The organism is Synechococcus sp. WH 5701 (assembly GCF_000153045.1).
Taxonomy (GTDB): domain Bacteria; phylum Cyanobacteriota; class Cyanobacteriia; order PCC-6307; family Cyanobiaceae; genus Regnicoccus_A; species Regnicoccus_A antarcticus.
Map to the genome: position 1 here is coordinate 725,614 of NZ_CH724159.1, position 18,570 is coordinate 744,183.

Below are 18,570 nucleotides of genomic sequence, written 5' to 3' on the forward strand. Positions count from 1 at the left end.
GATGCTGACGGGGACCGGGGTGGCTCCTGCCGGTTCGTGTCTGCCCTGGGCTTGCCTGCCACGACTGGATTGGCCTGTGGAATCGCCTCACTTTGACGCAGCTTCTTCAGGGCCGGTGCCATGGCCGATAAGTTGAAGGCTCCACTCCCCGTCGGGATTCAGCATTGAGCGCCGCTTCCCGTTCAGGCCCCGCCCCGGCCGCTGCCTCCGGTGCAGGCCAGCCGTTGGCTCCCCATGAGAGGGCCCGGCCCCTGGCCAAGGGCAGCGTCAAGCCGGCCCGGGATCTCTGCAGTGAGTGCGGGCTGTGCGACACGGGCTGGGTGGCCTATGTGCGCGACGCCTGCGCCTTCCTCACCCAGGGCTTCGATCGAATGGAAGAGCTGGCCCACGGTCGCCGCCGCGATCTGGCCAACGACGACGAGCTCTATTTCGGAGTGTATGAGCGCATGCTCACCGCCCGCCTGCAGCCTCCGATCGAGGGGGCCCAGTGGACCGGCATCGTCAGCCGGATCGGCGTGCGCGCCCTCGAGAGCGGCCTGGTGGATGCGGTGCTGTGCGTGCAGCAGAGCCCGGACGACCGCTTCACCCCGGTGCCGGTGCTGGCGCGAACTCCCGAGGAGGTGTTGGCCGCCCGGGTGAACAAACCCACCCTCTCCCCCAACCTGGAGGTGCTGCAGCAGCTGCCTGGCAGCGGCATCCGCCGGTTGTTGGCGATCGGGGTGGGCTGCCAGATCCAGGCCCTGCGAGCCGTGCAGGACACCCTGCCACTCGACGAGCTCTATGTGCTGGGCATGCCCTGCGTCGACAACGTCAGCCGCAGCGGTCTGCAGACGTTCCTGGAGAGTGCCAGCCGCTCAGCGGACACGGTGGTCCATTACGAGTTCATGCAGGACTTCCGCATCCATTTCCGCCACAGCGACGGCAGCGAGGAAACCGTGCCGTTCTTCGGGCTCGACACCCCCAATCTCAAGAGCGTCTTTGCACCCAGCTGCCTGAGCTGCTTCGACTACACCAACGCCGGCGCCGATCTGGTGGTGGGCTACATGGGCGCCAGCTTCGGTCGCCAGTGGCTGGTGGTGCGCAACCCGAAGGGCCAGCAGCTGCTCGATCTGGTGGAGGCCGAGCTCGACACCGCTCCGGTGACCAGCCAGGGGAACCGCCGCGCAGCCGTGCAACAGGGGATCGAGGCTTACGACAAGGCCGTGAAGCTGCCCCTCTGGCTGGCGGAGGTGGTGGGCTTCTTCGTGAACCGCTTCGGTCCCAAGGGGCTGGAGTACGGCCGCTTCTCGATCGATTCCCACTTCACCCGCAATGCCATCTGGGTGAGACGCCACCACCCGGATCAGGCGGATCGCCACATCCCCGCCTTCGCGAAGGCCATCATCAGCCGTTACCGCCTGCCCGATTGATGCCAGTGCCCCCCGGTCCCGACGACGGGCCTTCCATCAGGCAGTGCGGCGTGCTGCTCCATCCCACAGCCCTGCCGGGCACTCCGGGCTGCGGAACCTTCGGCCTGGCGGCTCGCCAGTGGATCGACCAGCTGGCCGCCGCCGGCATCGCCGCCTGGCAGTTGCTGCCCCTAGCCCCCACCGATGGCACCGGCTCCCCCTACAGCTCCCCCAGCGGCTTCGCCCTCAACCCCTGGTTCCTCGATGCCGACACGCTGGTGGCCGAGGGGTTCCTCTCCGCCGCCGCTGCCGAGGATCTGCCTGCCGGCAGCTACGAGCGGCTCGACCTGGAGGCGGCACGGCTACGGGCCGCGGCTCTGGGGGCGCGCTTGCTGGAGCGCTGGCCGGCCCAGAGCCAGGAGCGTCAGCAGGCCTTCGCCCGCTGGCGGCGCCAGGAGGACGACTGGCTGCGCGACCATTGCCGCTTCATGGTGCTGCGCGAGCGCCACGGCCAGCAGCCCTGGTGGACCTGGCCCCGGCCCCTGGCGCGGCGCGGCCGCCTGGCCCTGCGCCAGCTGGATCGTGACGCCTCCGGGCCGCTGCTGCAGGAGGCCCTGCTTCAGTGGCAGCTGCAGCGGCAATGGCAGCAGCTGCACGGCCATGCCAGCACCTCCGGCGTCCGTCTGATCGGAGATCTGCCCTTCTATGTCGCCCACGACAGCGCTGATGTCTGGGCGAACCGTCGCCTGTTCTCCGTCCGCGCCGATGGCTCCCTCACCGAGCAGAGCGGCGTGCCCCCCGATTACTTCTCCGACACCGGCCAGCTCTGGGGCACCCCCGTCTACCGCTGGAGCCTGCATCGGCTCACCGGGTTCCGCTGGTGGATGCGCCGGCTGGAGCGGCAGTTGCAGCTGCTCGACCTGCTGCGGCTCGACCATTTCCGCGCGCTTGAGTCGTACTGGAGCGTGGCCGGCCAGGCCGAGACCGCCCAGGAGGGCCGCTGGCGCCCGTCACCGGGTGTGGCCCTGCTCGCCAGCCTGAAGGCGCGCTGGCAGCGGCAGCAGGGCGCCGGTGGCAGCAATGGCCGCTCAGCCCCAGCCCTGCCCCTGATCGCCGAAGACCTGGGCGTGATCACCCCGGAGGTGGAGGCCCTGCGTGATCGCTTCGTCCTGCCGGGAATGAAGATCCTCCAGTTCGCCTTTGATGGCAACGCCGACAATCCCTACCTGCCGGTCAACTACCAGGGTGAGCACTGGGTGGTCTACACCGGCACCCACGACAACGCCACCTGCCTGGGCTGGTGGCAGGAGCTGGAGGAGGACCAGCGGCGCCAGGTGGGGGAGCTGGTGGGACACACCATTGACGCACCCGGCTGGCAGCTGCTGGAGCTGGCACTGGGCTCCTCCGCCCAGTTGGCGGTGGTGCCCCTGCAGGATCTGCTGCACCTCGATGACCAGGCCCGCTTCAACACCCCCGGCACCGCCTCGGGCAACTGGACCTGGCGCCTGGACCAACCGATCGCCAGCCTTCAGGATCCCCTGGTGGGCCTCCAGGTCTTGGCGCAGCGCTATGGGCGCACGGGCACCGGTGCCCCTGAGGCGGTGGCCGGCGGCAGCCGGTAACGACCACCGCCACCAGGCTCCGGTGCCAGGGGCTTGCCGTCCCAGAGCACCGCTCCCTGCGATGGCACGGGGTCCAGGGTCAGGCGCAGGGGAGGCCTCAGCTGCAACACCAGCTCCCCCGATGCCCCGTTGAGCTCGGTCTTCACCCCCGCATCACTGCCAAGGCTGATCCGGGTGGGTTGCCCCAGCCGCAGTTGCAGCACCCCGGCGGCGGGGCGGCGCTCGATGCCCCCCTCCAGCAACCGTTGCCTGGCCACACCCTGGGCCGCCTGCTGCAGGGGCCTGAGATCTGGATAGGCCTGCAGCAGCTCGGCGTTGGGGTCCGGTGCCCGTTGCTCCGAGGCCGGCAGGGGCGGGATCGGCCGCAGGGCCAGCAGGTTCTCCGCCGCCAGCCGCTGCTGCTGCAGGTTGACGCCATAGATGAGCGCCAGGGTCAGCACCCCGTAGAGCACGGTCCCCTGCCAGGTGGTGAAGACATCGATCGAGCCCGGAGTGAAGCGGGAGAGCAGGGCCTGTCGCCCCGAAACGCCATGCTGGGCCATCTCGGGCCGGTCCGGCAGGGCCCCTTTGAGGGCGCCGACGGGGAGATTCAGGTGCTGCTCCAGCAGGGGCAGCATGGTCCGGAGATAGGCCTGCTCTGGCAGACGCTCACGCCATCCCCGCTCCAGGGCTTCGAGCACCGGGGTGCTCACCCGCGTCTCGATCGCCAGCTGGCGCAGGTTCAGCCCCCGGGCTTCCCGCTGCTGGCGCAGCTGCCGGCCGGCGTTGAGCAGGGGATCCTCCCGGGGCTCGACCGGCTGGCTTTGCACGGCTTTCCGCCAGGGCCACCAACGCCTGAGTCGGGAAGGCACAGCCGTGGGAATCCTGGAGGGGGGCATCGATCAGGGCGGTGGTTCGATCGGTCCGCGCCTCAGCGCCGCGCGTCCAGATCCCTCCATTCTTGGGGGGCGAGGTGGCGCCAGCGTCCCTCGGGCAACTCGCCGAGGCGCAGGGGGCCGATCGCCACCCTCTGCAAATCCCGTACGGGGTGTCCCAGCAGCTCCGCTGTGCGCCTGATCTGCCGGTTCCTGCCCTCGACCATCTCCAGTTCCAGCAGGGTGCCCCGTTGTCCGCGCGCGAGCTCCCTCACCCCCACCGGCTGACTGGGCTGGCCGTCGAGGGGAACGCCCCGGCGCCACTGTTCCAGTGCCTCAGCAGCGGGCTCACCGGTCACCCACACCCGGTAGTGCTTGCGGTGGCCGAAGCGGGGGTGGGTGAGGCGCAGGGTGAGCGCCCCGTCGTTGCTCAGCAGCAGCGCACCGCGGCTGGCGCCATCGAGGCGGCCCACCGGATGCAGGCCGGTCGCCTCGCTCAGCTCCGGCGGCAGCAGATCGAGCACCGTCGTTCGCCCCTCGGGATCATGACAACTGCAGATCACGCCGCGGGGCTTGTTGAGCAGCACGGTGATGGTGGGGGCTGCCGCAGCGACCGGCGTCCCATCGAGTTCCAGCCGGTCGCTGGAGAGATCGGCCTGGTCCCCCAGCCGTGCCACGGCTCCGTTCAAGGTCACCCGCCCCTGCAGGATCAGCTCCTCGGCCCGGCGGCGGGAGCAGAGGCCGGCACTGGCCAGCAGTTTCTGGAGTCGTTGCGCCGTCATGCCTGGGTACTGGCCGTGGTGTTGAGGAGGGGATGGGGTCAGGGGGTGGCCCTCGCTTCCAGTGTTGCCTTCGCTGCGCAGGACGGGCGGCCAGAACACGGCGCAGCAGAGGGAGGATCTGGCCTGGAGAGGCCGGTTGGTGGTAATTTACGAAACACAAAGGTTTCCTAACTCCCCGAACCGGCCCCATGCCCTCCCTTCCCGTGGCCGCCGCAGCCTCCTCCTCGTCCCTGTTGCCTACCGGCGACCTGGTGCGCTCGTACCTGCGCGACATCGGCCGCGTGCCGCTGCTGACCCACGAGCAGGAGATCACGCTGGGCCGTCAGGTGCAGGAGCTGATGCGGCTTGAGGAAACGGAGCAGGAACTGGAGATGCGCGCCGGTGGTCAGAAGCCGAGCGCGGCGGAATGGGCGAGCGCGGCGGGCCTGAGCCCGGCGCTGCTGAAGCGGAAGCTCTCGAGCGGGAGGCGCGCGAAGGAGCGGATGGTGGCGGCGAACCTGCGCCTGGTGGTGAGCGTGGCGAAGAAGTACACCAAGCGGAACATGGAACTGCTGGACCTGATCCAGGAAGGAACGATCGGTCTGGTGCGGGGAGTGGAGAAGTTCGACCCGACCCGTGGCTACAAATTCAGCACGTATGCGTACTGGTGGATCCGGCAGGGGATCACGCGGGCGATCGCGGAGAAGAGCCGCACGATCCGGCTGCCGATCCACATCACCGAAACGCTGAACAAGCTGAAGAAAGGCCAGCGGGAACTGAGCCAGGAGCTGGGGCGGACACCCACGCTGAGCGAACTGGCGGTGTGTGTGGAGCTGCCGGAGGAGGAGGTGAAGGACCTGCTCTGCCGTGCGCGGCAACCGGTGAGCCTGGAGACGAAGGTGGGCGACGGAGAGGACACCGAACTGCTGGACCTGCTGCAGGGTGACGGGACGCTGCCGGCGGAGAGCGTGGACAGCGAGTGCCTGCGCGGCGACATGCGAGCGCTGCTGGAGCAGCTGCCTGAGCTGCAGCGGAGCGTGCTGAGCATGCGCTACGGCATCGACGGCGATGAACCGATGAGCCTGACCTCGATTGCCCGCACCCTGGGCATGAGCCGCGACAAGACTCGCAACCTGGAGCGCCGCGCCCTGGAGGGCATCCGCTCCCGCTCCTGCCGCCTCGAGGGCTACCTGGTGGCCTGAGACCATGCCGTTCTTCGAGGTCTATTGGCGCGGGGAGTGCGTCGCTGATGCCGGTGACCTGGAGGAGGCTCTTGCCTGTTACGCCCAGGTCCGCCCCAAGGAGCTGAGCTGGCAGGAGGCCTGGGATCAGGCTCAGGCCGAGGGTGATCCGCCACCCTGCGTGTGCCGTTATCGATCCTTCGATGCCTTCCTCGATAACGAGGAGGCCCTCGAGACGATTCCCGTCACGGTGGCGATGCTGGAGATGGCCGGCAGCGAAGCCTGATCTGGGCAGAGAAGCCTGCTCAGACGCCATCGGCCGGGGCTCGGATCAGCCGGAAGGTGAGATTCACTCGCTCCTGCCGAACCCGCAGCCGCCGGGGCAGGGCGTGCAGCCAGTGTTGCTGGGTGGGAGGGTCCATCACCAGCAGATCTCCGTGGCCCAGCTCCAGGCTGATCGGCTCGGCGGCCACGGCCCGGCGGTCGCGAGGCCTGAGGCGGAAGCTGCGGCTGGCCCCCAGGCTCAGGGAGGCGATCGGCGCCTGCGGCTCCAGCTCCGGTTCATCGTCGGCATGCCAGCCCATGGCGTCGCTGCCGTCGCGGTAGCGGTTGAGCAGCACCGAATTGAAGCGCCAGCCCAGCGTGACCGCGAGTGCCTCCCTGATCTCCAGCAGCGCTGCCGACCAGGGCTGGGGCTCATTGGCCAGGCCGCTGTAGCAGTATGTGCAACCGGGATCAGCCACCCAGCAGGTGAGCCGCGGCATGGGGTGGCTGCGGCCGAAAAGGGTGATCGACTCCTGCCGCCAGGGGATCTCCTGCTGCAACCGGTTCAGCTTCTGATCGGCATCGCAGGCCCAGGTTGGCCAGAGGCGCAGGGACAGGCCGGGAGCCTGCCGGTGGAGGATCTGGCCTGCTGGCTTCATCGAGACAACGGCTTCCGGTTTCAGAAGAACTGATCGAAGTTGTCGAAGTCCACGGCCTTGAAGCTGCCGTCCTGGACCTGTCGCATCAGCCCCTCCAGTTGCACCCAGAGCGCGCCACCGGTGAGCAGGGAGAGCAGCAGGGCCACCAGCAGGGCCGTGCCGCCACCGAAGCCGAACACCTGCAGGCTGCCACCGATGAACAGGGTCACCCCCAGGATCAGCCCCGCGTAGGACGCCACGGTTTCAGGCACCGCCAGGGGCAGCAGGTTGAGCCGGTCCTGCTTCCAGCCGTCGAGCCGGTTCTGCACCAGGCGTGAGAAGGTCAGGCCGCAGAGGATCGCGATCACCAGCCCCACCCCCGCCAGGAAGAAGGGAGGCTGCCCCACCGGCACGTACTCCAAAAGGATGTCGGCGCCCTCGAAATCGGCGAAGGAGCCGCCCGCGTAACCCTGGCCCAGGGCCTCTGAACCGGTGGGATCACTGATCACGGGCGGGCGGCTAAAGGATTGACGCTGACCCTAGCGATCAAGAGGTGAGCATCCAGCCTCTCAGGCGGCCGGTGCGAGGGGGTTGAGCCGCTGCAGCACCCCACCCGCCAGCTTGGACGGAGAGAAGGTGCGCCGCAGCAGACCCATCAGGGCCCGCAGGTCGTCGGTGTTGAGGTGGTTGTCGCGCACCAGCATCAGCAGCAGCCGCTGGCGCAGGCTGCCGCCGCGGGGACCGAGCAGCAGGCGCAGACCCGCCCCGGCCACCGGCAGCAGATCGGGGTTGGCGTCGTCCTGCTCCACCACCCCAAGCAGGCTCTCGAGCCGCTCCAGCTGCAGGTGCCCCTGGCGATCGAAGAGCACCTCCAGCAACTTCTCGCGCAGCTCGGCGGTGTCGCCGGCCAGCAGCCGCCTGGCCACGTAGGGATAGGCCACGCGGATGATCTTGAAGCTGGGGTCGAGCCGCAGGGCCAGCCCCTCCTGGCTCACCACCGCCCGGATGATCAGGGCGAAGCGGGCCGGCACCCGGAAGGGGTAGTCGAACATCAGCTCCGAGAAGCGATCGGTGATCGCCTTGAAGTTGAACGAGCCCACGCTCTCCCCAAGCTGGCCGCCAAGCACAGTTTCCAGAGCCGGCACGATCGGGGTGAGGTCGGCGTCGGGGCGCAGGAACCCGAGGGTCTGGAAGTCGCCGGCGAGGGCTTCGAAATCGCGGTTGATCAGGTGCACCACCGCTCCGGTGAGGGTGAGGCGATCGGCGTCGCTGATCGAATCCATCATCCCGAAATCGACGTAGGCCACGTGGCCCATGGCCCCGGTGCGCCCCGGCAGGGCGAAGAGGTTGCCGGGATGGGGGTCGGCGTGGAAATAGCCGAACTCCAGCAACTGCTGCAGGCCGGCCATCACTCCGGTGCGGATCAGGGCATCCGGTTCGAGCCGGTGCGACTCCAGCTCCAGCCGGTCCTGCAGCTTGATCCCGTTGATCCAGCTGGTGGTGAGCACCCGGCGGCTGGAGAACTGCCTCTCCACCCGCGGCACCGTCACGGCTGGGTTGTCGGCGAAGAGGGAGGCGAAGCGCTCGGCGTTATCGGCCTCGCGTCGGTAGTCGATCTCGTCGAAGAGGGTCAGACCGAACTCATCGATGATGTCGCCGAGACCGAAACCCAGATTCAGGGGAAGGAACGGCGCGGTGAGCACCCCCAGCAGGCGGATGATCACCAGATCGCGACGCAGGATGTAGGCCAGGTTGGGCCGCTGCACCTTCACCGCCACCCAGTGTCCTGCCGTGAGCTCGGCCTTGTACACCTGCCCCAGGCTGGCCGCTGCCACGGGATAGGGGGGGAAATGCTCGAAAAGCTGGGCTGCCGGTGCCCCCAGCTCGGCTTCGATCTCGGCGAGGGCCAGCTCGTGGGGGAAGGGGGGCAGGTTGTCCTGCAGCTGGGTGAGCTGGTCGAGCCAGTCGCGGCGCACCAGGTCGGGGCGGGTGGAGAGGGCCTGTCCCACCTTGATGAAGCAGGGACCCAGCTGGGTGAGGGTCTCGAGGATGCGTCGGCCCAGGCGTTGTTGTACGGCGCGTTCGCTGCTGCTGCCCTGCACCACCAGCACCAGAGCCAGCCAGCTCAGCTGCCAGAGCACCACCACCAGGCGCGACACCAGGATCCAGGGGCGAAGGAGCATCCAGCGCAGATCGGCGGCGGGCTCGTAGCGGGGCGGCGGGCCTTCGACCCGGGCGGGACGCGCCGGTGGGGCCGGGTGCACGGGGGTGCTGGCGGTGATGGGGGGAACTCCTGCGGCGCCTGGGGTGATGACCCCAGACTCTAGAAAGTCCAAGGGCGGTGATGCTCCTGTTGTCGGCCCTGCGCCAGGCTCCGGCGCGCCTCGATCTGCACCTGCCCGCCCATGGGCGCGGAAGGGGTCTGGCGCCTGGTCTGCGCCGGCTGTTGCGGCGGCGCCCCGGCCGCTGGGATCTGCCGGAACTGCCCGAGATCGGAGGGCCGCTGGAGCCGGGCGGTGCTGTGGCCGCCGACCAGGCCGAATGTGCCCGCCTCTGTGGCGCTGACCGCTGCTGGTTCGGGGTGAATGGAGCCAGCGGGATGCTGCAGGTGGCGCTGCTGGCCCTGGCCAGGCCCGGCGAGCGGGTGCTGCTGCCGCGCAACCTGCACCGCAGCCTGCTGCATGCCTGCGTGCTCGGCGGCCTGCGGCCAGTGCTGTTCGATCTGCCCTTCGATCCCGCCACCGGGCTGTGGCTGCCGCCAACCCCGGCCTGGCTGCAGCAGCGCCTGGAGCAGTCCCCGCCCCTGGCGGCTCTGGTGCTGGTGCATCCCACCTACCAGGGTCTGGCGGGAGATCTGCCCGGGCTGATCGCCGAGGCCCACCGCCGGGGCCTGCCGGTGCTGGTGGATGAGGCCCATGGCGCTCACTTCGGCCAGCCGGGACTGCCGATGGGGGCCATGGCGGCCGGGGCCGATCTGGTGGTGCAGTCCCTGCACAAGAGCGCCGGGGGGCTGGCCCAGAGCGCTGCCCTGCTGCTGCGGCGCGGGCGGGTGAGTGAAGAGGCGATCGAGCGGTCGTTGCTCTGGCTGCAGACCTCCAGTCCCAGTGCCCTGTTGCTGGCTTCGGCGGCGGCGGCCTTCGCCCACCGCCACAGCCCCGCCGGCGCCCGCGGCCTGCGCCTGGCTCTCACCCGCGCGAACAGGCTGCAGCAGGCGCTGGAGGCGGCCTCCCTGCCCCTGGCGGCCAACCAGGATCCCCTGCGCCTGGTGTTCCATGCCGCCGCCCTGGGCATCAATGGCCTGGCGGCCGACGCCTGGCTGCTCCAACGGGGCGTGATCGCCGAGCTTCCTGAGCCCGGCTGCCTCACCTTCTGCCTGGGGGAACGCCCGCCGCGACGGGCCCTCAGGCTTCTGCCCGCGCAGCTCAAGCAGCTGCGCCAGGCCCTGGGGGGGGCACCACTTCCCTGTTTCTCCTCACCGCCCATTCCCGCCCTGATGGAGCCGGAGCTGACCCCGGGTGAGGCCTGGAGGTTGCCCCAGCAGACCCTGCCCCTGGAGCAGGCGCTGGAGCGGCTGGCGGCGGAGCCGATCTGCCCCTATCCCCCAGGGATTCCCCTGTTGATTCCAGGCGAGCGGATTGATGGGGCGCGGTTGGAGTGGCTGAGGGAGCAGCGCCGGCTCTGGCCCGGGCAGATCGCTGATACGGTGACAGTTGTGGCCTGATGGGCGCTGCGGATGGGCCCAAGGCAGCGAGGCGAAGACCCAACGCGGCGATCCGAGCCAGTACCTGCCTTCCAGTGGGATTTCGTCACCCCGGGTCTGCCCGATCAGGCCTTTGAAGACGCCCCGGGCTTCAGTCCCACGCCGATGGAGTTGCGGGTGATGTTGCTGGCCCACCTGCGCCCCAGGGCCGATTCCACGGTCTGGGATGTGGGCGGCGGCACCGGTGCCCTGGCCCTGGAGATCGCCAGGCTGATGCCTCTGGGCGAGGTGCACACCCTGGAGCGGGATCCTGAGGCGATCGAGCTGCTGGAGCGCAACCGGCGGCACCTGGCCATCGACAATCTGCACATTCACGCCGGCCAGGCGCCCGATGGACTCTCCCTGCTACCGCAGCACCCCGACCGGGTGGTCCTGGAGGTGGGCCGACCGCTGGCGAGCGTGTTGCGCGCCGTCTGGGCGGCCCTGCAGCCCCGGGGACGGCTGGTGATCAGCACCGCCAGCCTGGAGGGACTCGTGGATGCGACCGATACCCTGGGCCAGCTGGAAGCCCGTGACGTTCAGGTGGTTCAGGCGACGGTCCATCGCATGCAGCGCCGCGGCAGTCAGGCCCGCCTGGCGGCGGCTGAGCCCCTCTTCCTGATCGCTGCCGAGCGCCACGGGTGAGTCAGGGTTCACGGCCGCGCACCTCGTTTTCACGGCTGTTCAGCGGCTTCGCGGCCGGTGGCTTCGGCCTTGTCGTGGTCAGCCTGGGGGGCTGGTGGTTCACCGTGGCTGTGGGCGTGATCGTGCACCTGGGCCTGCTGGAGTTCTTCCGGCTGGCCCAGTTCAAGGGCATCCGGCCGGCTACCAAGACCACGCTGGTGGCCTGCCAGCTGCTGCTGTTCGCCACCCAGTGGGCCAGCGGTGGCGGCATGGCAGTCGATCTGGCGGCGTCGGTGGTGCCGGTGTCTGGCGCGGTGATCTGCGGCTGGTTGTTGCTTCAGCCCGTGACCGGCACCATCGCCGACATCGCCGCCTCAATCTTCGGACTGTTCTATCTCGGCTTTCTGCCCAGTCACTGGCTGCGTCTGCGTGATCTGGTCGATCCTGCTCTGGCCCCCCAGCTGCAGGGAGCCAGCTGGCCCCTCACTCCGGGCATGGCGCTCACTCTGATGGCCTGCCTGATGGTGGTGGCCACCGACATCGGCTCGTACGTGATCGGCCGCCGCTTCGGGCTTCATCCCCTTTCACCGATCTCGCCGGGCAAGACGGTGGAGGGCGCCTTCGGCGGCGTGGCCTGTGCGGTGCTGGTGGGGGTGGTGGGTGGCCTGCTGCTGGGCTGGCGCTGGGGCTGGGTGGTGGGTGGCTTGCTGGGAGGGGTGGTGTCGTTGTTCGCCCTGGTGGGGGACCTCACCGAATCGATGATGAAACGGGATGCCGGGGTGAAGGATTCCGGTGATGCCATTCCGGGCCACGGGGGAATCCTTGATCGGATCGACAGTTTCCTGTTCACGCCGGCGGTGGTGTATTACTTCGTGACCCTGTTGGTCCCTCTGCTGGGCTGAGGGGCTGGCCTGTCCAGCGTGCCAACAGCTCTCTCAGGGGGAGACCCGGGCTTCGCCCTGGAGCTGCAGCATGTCGGCTTCGAGGCTGGCTCGCTCGATGTGGATGTTCGGGTCCATCGGCAGGCGCCCGCGCAGCTGCCCGTTGAGATCACGGATCACAACACTGCCCTGGTCAGCCTCGGGGCGGGTTTCCAGCTCCATCAGCTGGGCCTCTCCCTGGGCCTCGGCGGCGACGATCAGGATGTCGCCGGCGATGCGCAGCTGCCGGAGGGGCCCCAGGCCCAGCAGCTGGTCACCGAGCTGGTCACTGAGATCCCTCCAGCTGGGACGGTTCAGGGAGCTGCTCAACCCGTTGGCCGTGAAGGCCACCGTGCCGCGGATCAGGAACGCATGCTCCAGCTGTACCGGCTGGCCGCGCAGAACCCCTGCGACCTGGATGCGCAGCGGATCGCTCTGAAGCTCGACAAGCTCGATTTCCAGCCCCTGATACACCACCTGGCGGGCCATCAGGCTCACCCCGTCGAGGCGGCCGCGCAGCAGGTTCAGGGCAGAGCCGTGCAGCTGAATCTCCAGCTCCTTGACGGCCTCGCATTGGCTGCGAATCCAGAGCTGCAAGCCCGAGGCGAGAAGCTGCAGCACAGGACCGCTGCTGGGCGAACGCGACGGCTGTGCGGGTTCAGCTCCAGCCATGCAGGCGAGGTCGGGATGGCTCCTCCTAACAGAGACGGTCCACTGCCTCCCCCTGGCCGTCAGCGACACCTGATGGCCAGGTGAAGGTCTGGCTCTCGCTCGTGGCCTGAAGGCCTCTTCCGTGCCTAGACCGTGGATATGACCAGAGTGTCCGTCATGAACTTCCGAATTCCTTTCCTTGTGATTACGGGGGTTGCCGCCAGTGCCGCGGGCGCCTTCCTCGCCATCCCGGCCCGTGCCGCAGAGCCCGCCGGCGCTGTGTCCCCCGGGGCGGCTGCCCTGCTGGCTCCCGATGGCGCAGCCATTGCCCTCAGCCCCAGCGCTGAGCCCGATGCCAACACCGATGCCACCGTGGCCCAGAGCTACGGCAGCAGCGAACCGGTGCCCTATGAGCAGGGAACCGGCTGGTATCTCGGACTTGGTCTTGGAGCTGCCTGGCCTACTGACACGGGTGTACGCACCCGCAACCTCACGGAGCGCGGCTTCGAGAACGTCAATGGCGATCTGAGTTTCGGTGGAGGCTTCTCAGGCGATCTCGCGGTTGGCTACGACTTCGGCGCGATCCGCACCGAGCTGAGCTACGTCTACACCCGGGCCAGCGTCAACGACGTGTCTTTCTCGGCCAACGGCAATAAGTACAATCTGAGCTCTTCTGGTGTCATCAACAAGAATGACATCTTTGCCAGTGGCTACTGGGACATCAGCACAGGCAGCCGCTGGACTCCCTACATCGGTGGTGGCATCGGTTACACCAACTTGAGCACCCCCCGCATCAAGGTCTCCAGCGGTGGCAACAGTGTCTCCACTGGAACCACGAATCAAGGGCTGTTCGGCTGGCAGGCCAAGTTGGGGGTCAGCTATGGCGTGAGCAACGCCAGTGATGTCTACCTTGAGGGCACTTACTCCGGTGCCTCCGGATTCAGTGGCGACAACATCCGCTACGACTCCTACAACGACTTCGGTGCCAAGGTGGGCTTCCGCTACCGCTTCGGCCAGCCGGCTGCCCAGGCGGTGGTGGTGACCCCGGCCCCCCAGCCGCAGCCTCAACCCGAACCTGAGCCCTACGTGCAGCCGATTCCCGAGTCGGCGCCGATCCGCGGCCTCTGGTGATCTGGTGAGCTGAAATCCCGCAGGCCCTCCGGCCGCCTCTGGCATCAGCAGACGGCGGCCACGGCCTCGGGGCGGTCCAGATGAGGCAAGTGGCCACAGGCCGTCAATTCCTCGACCCGATCACCCAGCAGGGCCAGGGCGGCACGTTTTTGTGGCTGCCGCAGGATCCGATCATCGGCTCCCCAAAGCACTTTCAGGGGCTGGTTCGGCAGGGGCTCGCCGCAGCCCGCGAAGCCTCCGCTGCGGGCGAAACGGCCTAGCGCCTCCCCCCAGCCGATCACCTGCAGATGCAGCGAAGCGATCTCTTCCTCGGCGGGCCCCACACTGCTCTCAGGGTCGGCAAAGGCCTGTCGGCAGAGCCCGCGCCTCACCCCCGGCAGGGCGAGAAAGCGGACCCCCAGGCGGTCAAGCAGGGGGGGGAGGGGCATGGGACGTCCGGTGAGACCGGCGGGTGCCAGCAGCAGCAGCCTGCTCACGCGCATGGGCAGGCGCCGGGCCAGCTCCACCGCCACAGATCCGCCCATGGAGGCGCCGATGACGCCCAGCGGCGGTGCTGAGCCTGGGGCTGAGGTCGCTTCAATCTGCTCCACCACGGCCGTGAGGTGGTCGAGCACACCGCTGGGGTTGTAACGGCCAGCGGCGGGCCGGGGGCTGAAACCGAAACCGTAGAGGTCGGGAATGTAGAGGCGAAAGCGGGGTGCCAACAGCGGCGCCAGTCGGCGGAACTCCAGCAGGGAGCTGTCGAAGCCATGCAGGAGCAGCAGCGGTTTGCCCTCTCCAAGCACAGCCACGGGCCAGCGACCGCTGAACCCCGGTAGTTCCCACCACTGCACGCGTCCAGCCAGATCACGCCCCTGGGGGTCGAGCAGATTACTGGCGGCTCTGGCGATCAGCTCCGGACCCTGGCACCACTCCGCCTGGGGGAAGCGGCTCAAGGGCTGCTCTCAGGGCAGAGGCTGCCCTCGGCGCAGGGGGCTGGAGCACTTGGAGCACTCTCAGCTGGGTGCGACTCCGCCGTGGTGCTCACCATGGCGGTCAGCAGGTCGTTGGCGTTCACGGGGAAGGGCAGATGGTGCAGATCAGAGCCGGGAAGAACAGCGAAGGCGCAGACGGCGTTGAGGTCGTTGAGGCTGGCTTCGGCGAGGCCGAGACCCTCGAGGGTCAGCGGCAGATCCAGGGCCCTGAAGAAGGGGATCAGCTGGCGGCGGGCCTGGCTGGCCAGGCGGTGGCCACCGAGCAACTCTTCAAGACGCAGCTGGGTGAGAACGCCGAAGCCCACCTTTTCACCGTGAAGAAGGTGATGACAGGCGGGCAACTGGGTGAGACCGTTGTGGACCGCGTGGGCAGCCACGGTGCGGCAGCGGGCGCCACCGAGACCGCCGATCAGTCCGGCCGTGAGCGCGGAGGCCTCCGCCACCCGTACCCAGGCTTCGCCACCGGGCTCGGCCATGGCTGCCTCACCCTCCAGCAGCAACTGATCGCGCAGGACACGGGCCTGCTGCACCGCCTGTTGCACCAGACCATCGCCGCTCGAGCCACTGCTCACCGAGGCCTCATACCACTTGGCAATGGCATCGGCGATCCCGCTGGCCAGGGTGCGCGTGGGAGCCTGCAGGACCAGATTGTGATCGAAGATCAGCAGGTCGGGGCAGCGATCCAGCGCCACATCGGAGCGGAAGGCCCCTTCGACGGAATAGAGATTGGCCAGGGCGGTCCATCCGGCGCAGGTGGCGGCGCTGGTGGGCACGGTGATGCAGGCCAGACCGAGGCGATGGGCCAGCAGCTTGCCTGCGTCCAGCACCTTGCCGCCTCCCATGGCGATCACCCCGTCGCAGCGGCCGGTCTGGGCTTCTGCCGCCAGGCGCCGGAGGTCGTCCTCGCAGCAGTCGAACTGAAGGGTGGCGGACAGGGGCTCCAGGCCCAACCGCAGCAGATCGGAGCAGGCCTGATCGCGCAGATGTGCGGTGGCCTGGCTGCGGCCCAGCAGCAGCGGGCGGCGGCAGAGGGAGGGCAGGGCGTCGAGCGAAGCCGACCATGCCGAAGGCCCCCGCACCAGTCGGGCGGGGGCGATCGCATGCTGACTGAGGGCTGTCACCATCGAGGCGTCAGACGCTGGCACCGGCCAGTTCCGGTTCGGCGACCACTGTCTGGTGGCGGATCACCACCTGTTTCTCGTCGTTGACATCGACAAGGGCAGAATCACCGTCCTTCAGACGCCCGGAGAGGAATTCCTCCGCCAGGGAGTCTTCGAGCAGGCGCATCACAGCCCGGCGCAGAGGACGTGCGCCGTAGCTGGGGTTGTAGCCCTCCTCGACGAGACGCTCTTTGAAGGCCTCGGTGACCGAGAGGCCAATGCCTTTCTCCTGCATGCGGCCGAACACCTCGCGCAGCATGATTTCGGCGATCTCCTTGACCTCATCGCGGCTGAGTTGCCGGAAGACAATGATCTCATCGAGACGGTTGAGGAACTCAGGACGGAAGTACTGCTTGAGCTCCTCGTTGACCAGGGAGCGGATGCGATTGTACTGCGTTTCCTCAACCGCGGCCCCGGAGAATTCGAAGCCGAGACCACCGCCGCCTTTCTCGATCACCTTCGAGCCGATGTTCGAGGTCATGATGATCAAGGTGTTCTTGAAGTCCACCGTGCGGCCCTTGGAGTCGGTCAGGCGACCATCTTCCAGCAGCTGCAGCAGCAGGTTGAACACATCGGGATGGGCTTTCTCGATTTCATCGAAGAGCACCACGGTGTAGGGACGACGGCGCACGGCTTCCGTGAGCTGTCCGCCTTCGTTGAAGCCCACATAGCCAGGAGGCGAGCCGATCAGCTTGCTGACGGTGTGCCGCTCCATGAACTCGGACATGTCGAGGCGGATCATTGCCTCCTCGCTGCCGAAGAAGTAAGCGGCCAGGGCCTTGGTGAGCTCCGTTTTACCCACGCCGGTGGGACCGGAGAAGATGAAGCTGGCGATGGGGCGGTTCGGGTTCTTCAGACCCACCCGGGCGCGGCGGATGGCCTTGGACACGGCCTTGACGGCTTCGTCCTGGCCGATCAGCCGCTGGTGCAGGGTCTCCTCCATGTTCAGCAGCTTCACCGATTCGCTCTCGGTGAGCTTCTGGACGGGAACGCCGGTCCAGGAAGCAACGATCTGGGCGATGTCCTCTTCGGTGACCACTGGATGGCGCTCGCCGCTGGAGGAAGCCAGGGCGTTGTCGGCGGCCGTGCTGGCCTTAGCTTCGGCGGTCGCTTCGGCGGATCCTTCGACAGCGGTTGAAGCCACCGGCTCCTCGTCGCGGCGAGCCTGGAGGATTGAGCGGATCTGATCGCGCAGTTCCACTTCCTTGTCGCGCAGTTCACCGGCCTTGCCGAAGTCTTGCTGGCGGACGGAATCCTCCTTCTGCTTCTGGATGGCACGCAGTTGCTTGTCGAGCTCCTTGGCCGCCGGAGGCAGCTTGGAGTTCATCAGCCGCACGCGGCTGCCGGCTTCATCGACCAGATCGATGGCCTTGTCGGGCAGGAACCGATCGGAGATGTAGCGATCACCGAGGGTGGCGGCGGCCACCAGAGCTTCATCGCTGATTTTCAGGCGATGGTGCTGCTCGTAGCGCTCGCGCAGGCCGCGCAGGATCTCGATGGTGTCGACCACGGAGGGCTCACCAACCATCACTGGCTGGAAGCGGCGCTCCAGGGCCGCGTCCCGCTCGATGTGCTTGCGGTATTCATCCAGGGTGGTGGCGCCGATGCACTGGAGTTCGCCGCGTGCCAGGGCCGGCTTGAGAATGTTGGCGGCATCGATGGCACCTTCGGCGGCACCGGCACCGATCAGGGTGTGGACTTCGTCGATCACCAGGATCACATTGCCCGCGCCCCGGATCTCTTCCATGATCTTCTTGAGGCGCTCCTCGAATTCGCCCCTGTACTTGGTGCCGGCCACCAGCAGACCGATGTCCAGGGTGAGAACCCGCTTGTCTTCAAGGATGTCGGGAACTTCGCCGATGATGATGCGCTGGGCGAGTCCCTCAGCGATGGCGGTTTTGCCGACGCCAGGTTCACCGATCAGAACGGGATTGTTCTTGGTGCGGCGCCCGAGGATCTGCACGACCCGATCAATCTCGTTGTGGCGGCCCACCACGGGATCCAGCTTGCCCTCGGCGGCCAGCTGGGTGAGGTTGCTGCCGAATTCGTCGAGGGTGGGGGTCTTGGTGGAACCCTTGCTGCCGCCACCGCCCGCAGTGACTTCGGCGGTTTCGCCCAGCATGCGGATCACCTGGGTGCGCACCTTGGCCAGATCCACACCGAGGTTCTCCAGCACACGGGCGGCGACGCCCTCACCCTCCCGGATCAGGCCAAGCAGCAGGTGCTCGGTACCGATGTAGTTGTGCCCAAGCTGGCGAGCCTCTTCGAGGGAGAGCTCCAGCACGCGCTTGGCGCGGGGTGTGAACGGGATTTCAACAGCCACGAAGCCGGAACCGCGGCCGATGATCTTCTCCACCTCGACCCGGGCGTCCTTGAGGTTGACCCCCATCGACTTGAGCACCTTGGCGGCCACGCCGGTGCCCTCACCGATCAGGCCCAGCAGGATCTGCTCGGTGCCCACGAAGTTGTGACCCAGCCTTCGGGCCTCTTCCTGGGCGAGCATGATCACCTTGATGGCCTTCTCGGTAAACCGCTCGAACATCTGCGGTGCCTGTGCAAGTCCCACCAACCTATCAGGGTTGAGAGGGTGTGTGTGATTCTGCTTTCGAATCGCCCGAATCCTTTTCCACGACAGTGATGCGATGGCTCAATCGCCACATGTT

At 67.9% G+C, this 18,570-nt stretch carries 17 protein-coding genes; 8 read left to right on the forward strand and 9 right to left on the reverse strand.

Annotated elements, in window-relative coordinates; all coding sequences use genetic code 11:
* The first annotated feature begins 224 nt into the window (after positions 1-224).
* Both WH5701_RS04585 and malQ read left to right on the forward strand, forming a co-directional pair.
* Entirely contained in the window at positions 225-1,409 is a 1,185-nt protein-coding gene (locus tag WH5701_RS04585) for a Coenzyme F420 hydrogenase/dehydrogenase, beta subunit C-terminal domain (RefSeq protein ID WP_006170842.1), read from the forward strand.
* A complete protein-coding gene (gene malQ / locus WH5701_RS04590; RefSeq protein ID WP_006170843.1) occupies positions 1,409-3,010 on the forward strand; it encodes a 4-alpha-glucanotransferase in 1,602 nt (533 codons plus the stop codon). The genes WH5701_RS04585 and malQ overlap by 1 nt, the downstream gene beginning before the upstream one ends.
* Here the strand turns inward: malQ and WH5701_RS04595 are convergent.
* Both WH5701_RS04595 and WH5701_RS04600 read right to left on the reverse strand, forming a co-directional pair.
* Complete coding sequence (locus WH5701_RS04595; RefSeq protein ID WP_006170844.1) at positions 2,956-3,819, reverse strand: RodZ family helix-turn-helix domain-containing protein; 864 nt, start codon at positions 3,817-3,819, stop codon at positions 2,956-2,958. The two genes, malQ and WH5701_RS04595, sit on opposite strands and share 55 nt — an antisense overlap.
* A 101-nt stretch (positions 3,820-3,920) precedes the next feature.
* Entirely contained in the window at positions 3,921-4,646 is a 726-nt protein-coding gene (locus tag WH5701_RS04600) for a pseudouridine synthase (protein ID WP_006170845.1), read from the reverse strand.
* Between the two features lie 188 nt (positions 4,647-4,834).
* Here WH5701_RS04600 and WH5701_RS04605 point away from each other — a divergent pair, with 188 nt between their 5' ends.
* Together WH5701_RS04605 and WH5701_RS04610 are read left to right on the forward strand one after the other, a co-directional pair.
* Positions 4,835-5,827: an RpoD/SigA family RNA polymerase sigma factor gene (locus WH5701_RS04605; protein ID WP_006170846.1), complete on the forward strand. Its 993-nt coding sequence runs from the start codon at positions 4,835-4,837 to the stop codon at positions 5,825-5,827.
* Between the two features lie 4 nt (positions 5,828-5,831).
* A complete protein-coding gene (locus WH5701_RS04610) occupies positions 5,832-6,092 on the forward strand; it encodes a hypothetical protein (protein WP_006170847.1) in 261 nt (86 codons plus the stop codon).
* A 19-nt stretch (positions 6,093-6,111) separates the two neighbouring features.
* Here the strand turns inward: WH5701_RS04610 and WH5701_RS04615 are convergent, their stop codons facing one another.
* From WH5701_RS04615 to WH5701_RS04625, 3 genes are read right to left on the reverse strand one after another with little or no spacing between them, the layout of a single operon-like run.
* Positions 6,112-6,729, reverse strand: a complete 618-nt coding sequence (locus WH5701_RS04615) for an alpha-ketoglutarate-dependent dioxygenase AlkB (RefSeq protein ID WP_006170848.1) — start codon at positions 6,727-6,729, stop codon at positions 6,112-6,114.
* Positions 6,730-6,749: 20 nt separating this feature from the next.
* Positions 6,750-7,217 carry a hypothetical protein gene (locus WH5701_RS04620; RefSeq protein WP_006170849.1) on the reverse strand — a complete coding sequence of 156 codons (468 nt, stop codon included), beginning with the start codon at positions 7,215-7,217 and terminating at the stop codon, positions 6,750-6,752.
* A gap of 60 nt (positions 7,218-7,277) precedes the next feature.
* Entirely contained in the window at positions 7,278-8,891 is a 1,614-nt protein-coding gene (locus tag WH5701_RS04625) for an AarF/ABC1/UbiB kinase family protein (RefSeq protein ID WP_037980312.1), read from the reverse strand.
* A gap of 161 nt (positions 8,892-9,052) precedes the next feature.
* On the opposite strand from WH5701_RS04625, the gene WH5701_RS04630 reads away from it, so the two are divergent.
* The 3 genes from WH5701_RS04630 to WH5701_RS04640 are packed head-to-tail and all read left to right on the forward strand — an operon-like array spanning position 9,053 to position 11,973.
* Entirely contained in the window at positions 9,053-10,429 is a 1,377-nt protein-coding gene (locus tag WH5701_RS04630) for an aminotransferase class I/II-fold pyridoxal phosphate-dependent enzyme (protein ID WP_006170851.1), read from the forward strand.
* Between the two features lie 12 nt (positions 10,430-10,441).
* The gene (gene cbiT / locus WH5701_RS04635; protein WP_050751378.1) at positions 10,442-11,092 is read left to right on the forward strand and encodes a precorrin-6Y C5,15-methyltransferase subunit CbiT; all 651 of its coding nucleotides are present in this window, start codon (positions 10,442-10,444) and stop codon (positions 11,090-11,092) included.
* The gene (locus tag WH5701_RS04640) at positions 11,089-11,973 is read left to right on the forward strand and encodes a phosphatidate cytidylyltransferase (RefSeq protein ID WP_006170853.1); all 885 of its coding nucleotides are present in this window, start codon (positions 11,089-11,091) and stop codon (positions 11,971-11,973) included. The genes cbiT and WH5701_RS04640 overlap by 4 nt, the downstream gene beginning before the upstream one ends.
* Before the next feature lie 33 nt (positions 11,974-12,006).
* Here the strand turns inward: WH5701_RS04640 and WH5701_RS04645 are convergent, their stop codons facing one another.
* Positions 12,007-12,612: a DUF2993 domain-containing protein gene (locus tag WH5701_RS04645; RefSeq protein ID WP_006170854.1), complete on the reverse strand. Its 606-nt coding sequence runs from the start codon at positions 12,610-12,612 to the stop codon at positions 12,007-12,009.
* 231 nt (positions 12,613-12,843) lie between these two features.
* On the opposite strand from WH5701_RS04645, the gene WH5701_RS15670 reads away from it, so the two are divergent.
* Complete coding sequence (locus WH5701_RS15670) at positions 12,844-13,773, forward strand: outer membrane protein (RefSeq protein ID WP_006170855.1); 930 nt, start codon at positions 12,844-12,846, stop codon at positions 13,771-13,773.
* Positions 13,774-13,817: 44 nt separating this feature from the next.
* On the opposite strand, the gene WH5701_RS04655 is transcribed toward WH5701_RS15670, so the two are convergent.
* From WH5701_RS04655 to WH5701_RS04665, 3 genes are read right to left on the reverse strand one after another with little or no spacing between them, the layout of a single operon-like run.
* Positions 13,818-14,708 (reverse strand): alpha/beta fold hydrolase, encoded by an 891-nt coding sequence (locus WH5701_RS04655; protein WP_006170856.1) that lies wholly within the window; start codon positions 14,706-14,708, stop codon positions 13,818-13,820.
* Positions 14,705-15,871 carry an iron-containing alcohol dehydrogenase family protein gene (locus WH5701_RS04660; RefSeq protein WP_050751380.1) on the reverse strand — a complete coding sequence of 389 codons (1,167 nt, stop codon included), beginning with the start codon at positions 15,869-15,871 and terminating at the stop codon, positions 14,705-14,707. Before WH5701_RS04660 ends, WH5701_RS04655 begins: the two co-directional genes overlap by 4 nt.
* Positions 15,872-15,878: 7 nt before the next feature.
* Positions 15,879-18,449 (reverse strand): ATP-dependent Clp protease ATP-binding subunit, encoded by a 2,571-nt coding sequence (locus tag WH5701_RS04665; protein WP_006170858.1) that lies wholly within the window; start codon positions 18,447-18,449, stop codon positions 15,879-15,881.
* Between the last annotated feature and the right edge of the window lie 121 nt (positions 18,450-18,570).

What these genes read in the sequence shown, in the direction of transcription:
- malQ (WP_006170843.1), top strand. Translation starts at nt 1,409, where the DNA reads ATGCCAGTGCCCCCCGGTCCCGACGACGGGCCTTCCATCAGGCAGTGC.
- WH5701_RS04600 (WP_006170845.1), bottom strand. Translation starts at nt 4,646, where the DNA reads ATGACGGCGCAACGACTCCAGAAACTGCTGGCCAGTGCCGGCCTCTGC.
- WH5701_RS04605 (WP_006170846.1), top strand. Translation starts at nt 4,835, where the DNA reads ATGCCCTCCCTTCCCGTGGCCGCCGCAGCCTCCTCCTCGTCCCTGTTG.
- WH5701_RS04610 (WP_006170847.1), top strand. Translation starts at nt 5,832, where the DNA reads ATGCCGTTCTTCGAGGTCTATTGGCGCGGGGAGTGCGTCGCTGATGCC.
- WH5701_RS04615 (WP_006170848.1), bottom strand. Translation starts at nt 6,729, where the DNA reads ATGAAGCCAGCAGGCCAGATCCTCCACCGGCAGGCTCCCGGCCTGTCC.
- WH5701_RS04625 (WP_037980312.1), bottom strand. Translation starts at nt 8,891, where the DNA reads ATGCTCCTTCGCCCCTGGATCCTGGTGTCGCGCCTGGTGGTGGTGCTC.
- WH5701_RS04630 (WP_006170851.1), top strand. Translation starts at nt 9,053, where the DNA reads ATGCTCCTGTTGTCGGCCCTGCGCCAGGCTCCGGCGCGCCTCGATCTG.
- cbiT (WP_050751378.1), top strand. Translation starts at nt 10,442, where the DNA reads ATGGGCCCAAGGCAGCGAGGCGAAGACCCAACGCGGCGATCCGAGCCA.
- WH5701_RS04660 (WP_050751380.1), bottom strand. Translation starts at nt 15,871, where the DNA reads ATGGTGACAGCCCTCAGTCAGCATGCGATCGCCCCCGCCCGACTGGTG.
- WH5701_RS04665 (WP_006170858.1), bottom strand. Translation starts at nt 18,449, where the DNA reads ATGTTCGAGCGGTTTACCGAGAAGGCCATCAAGGTGATCATGCTCGCC.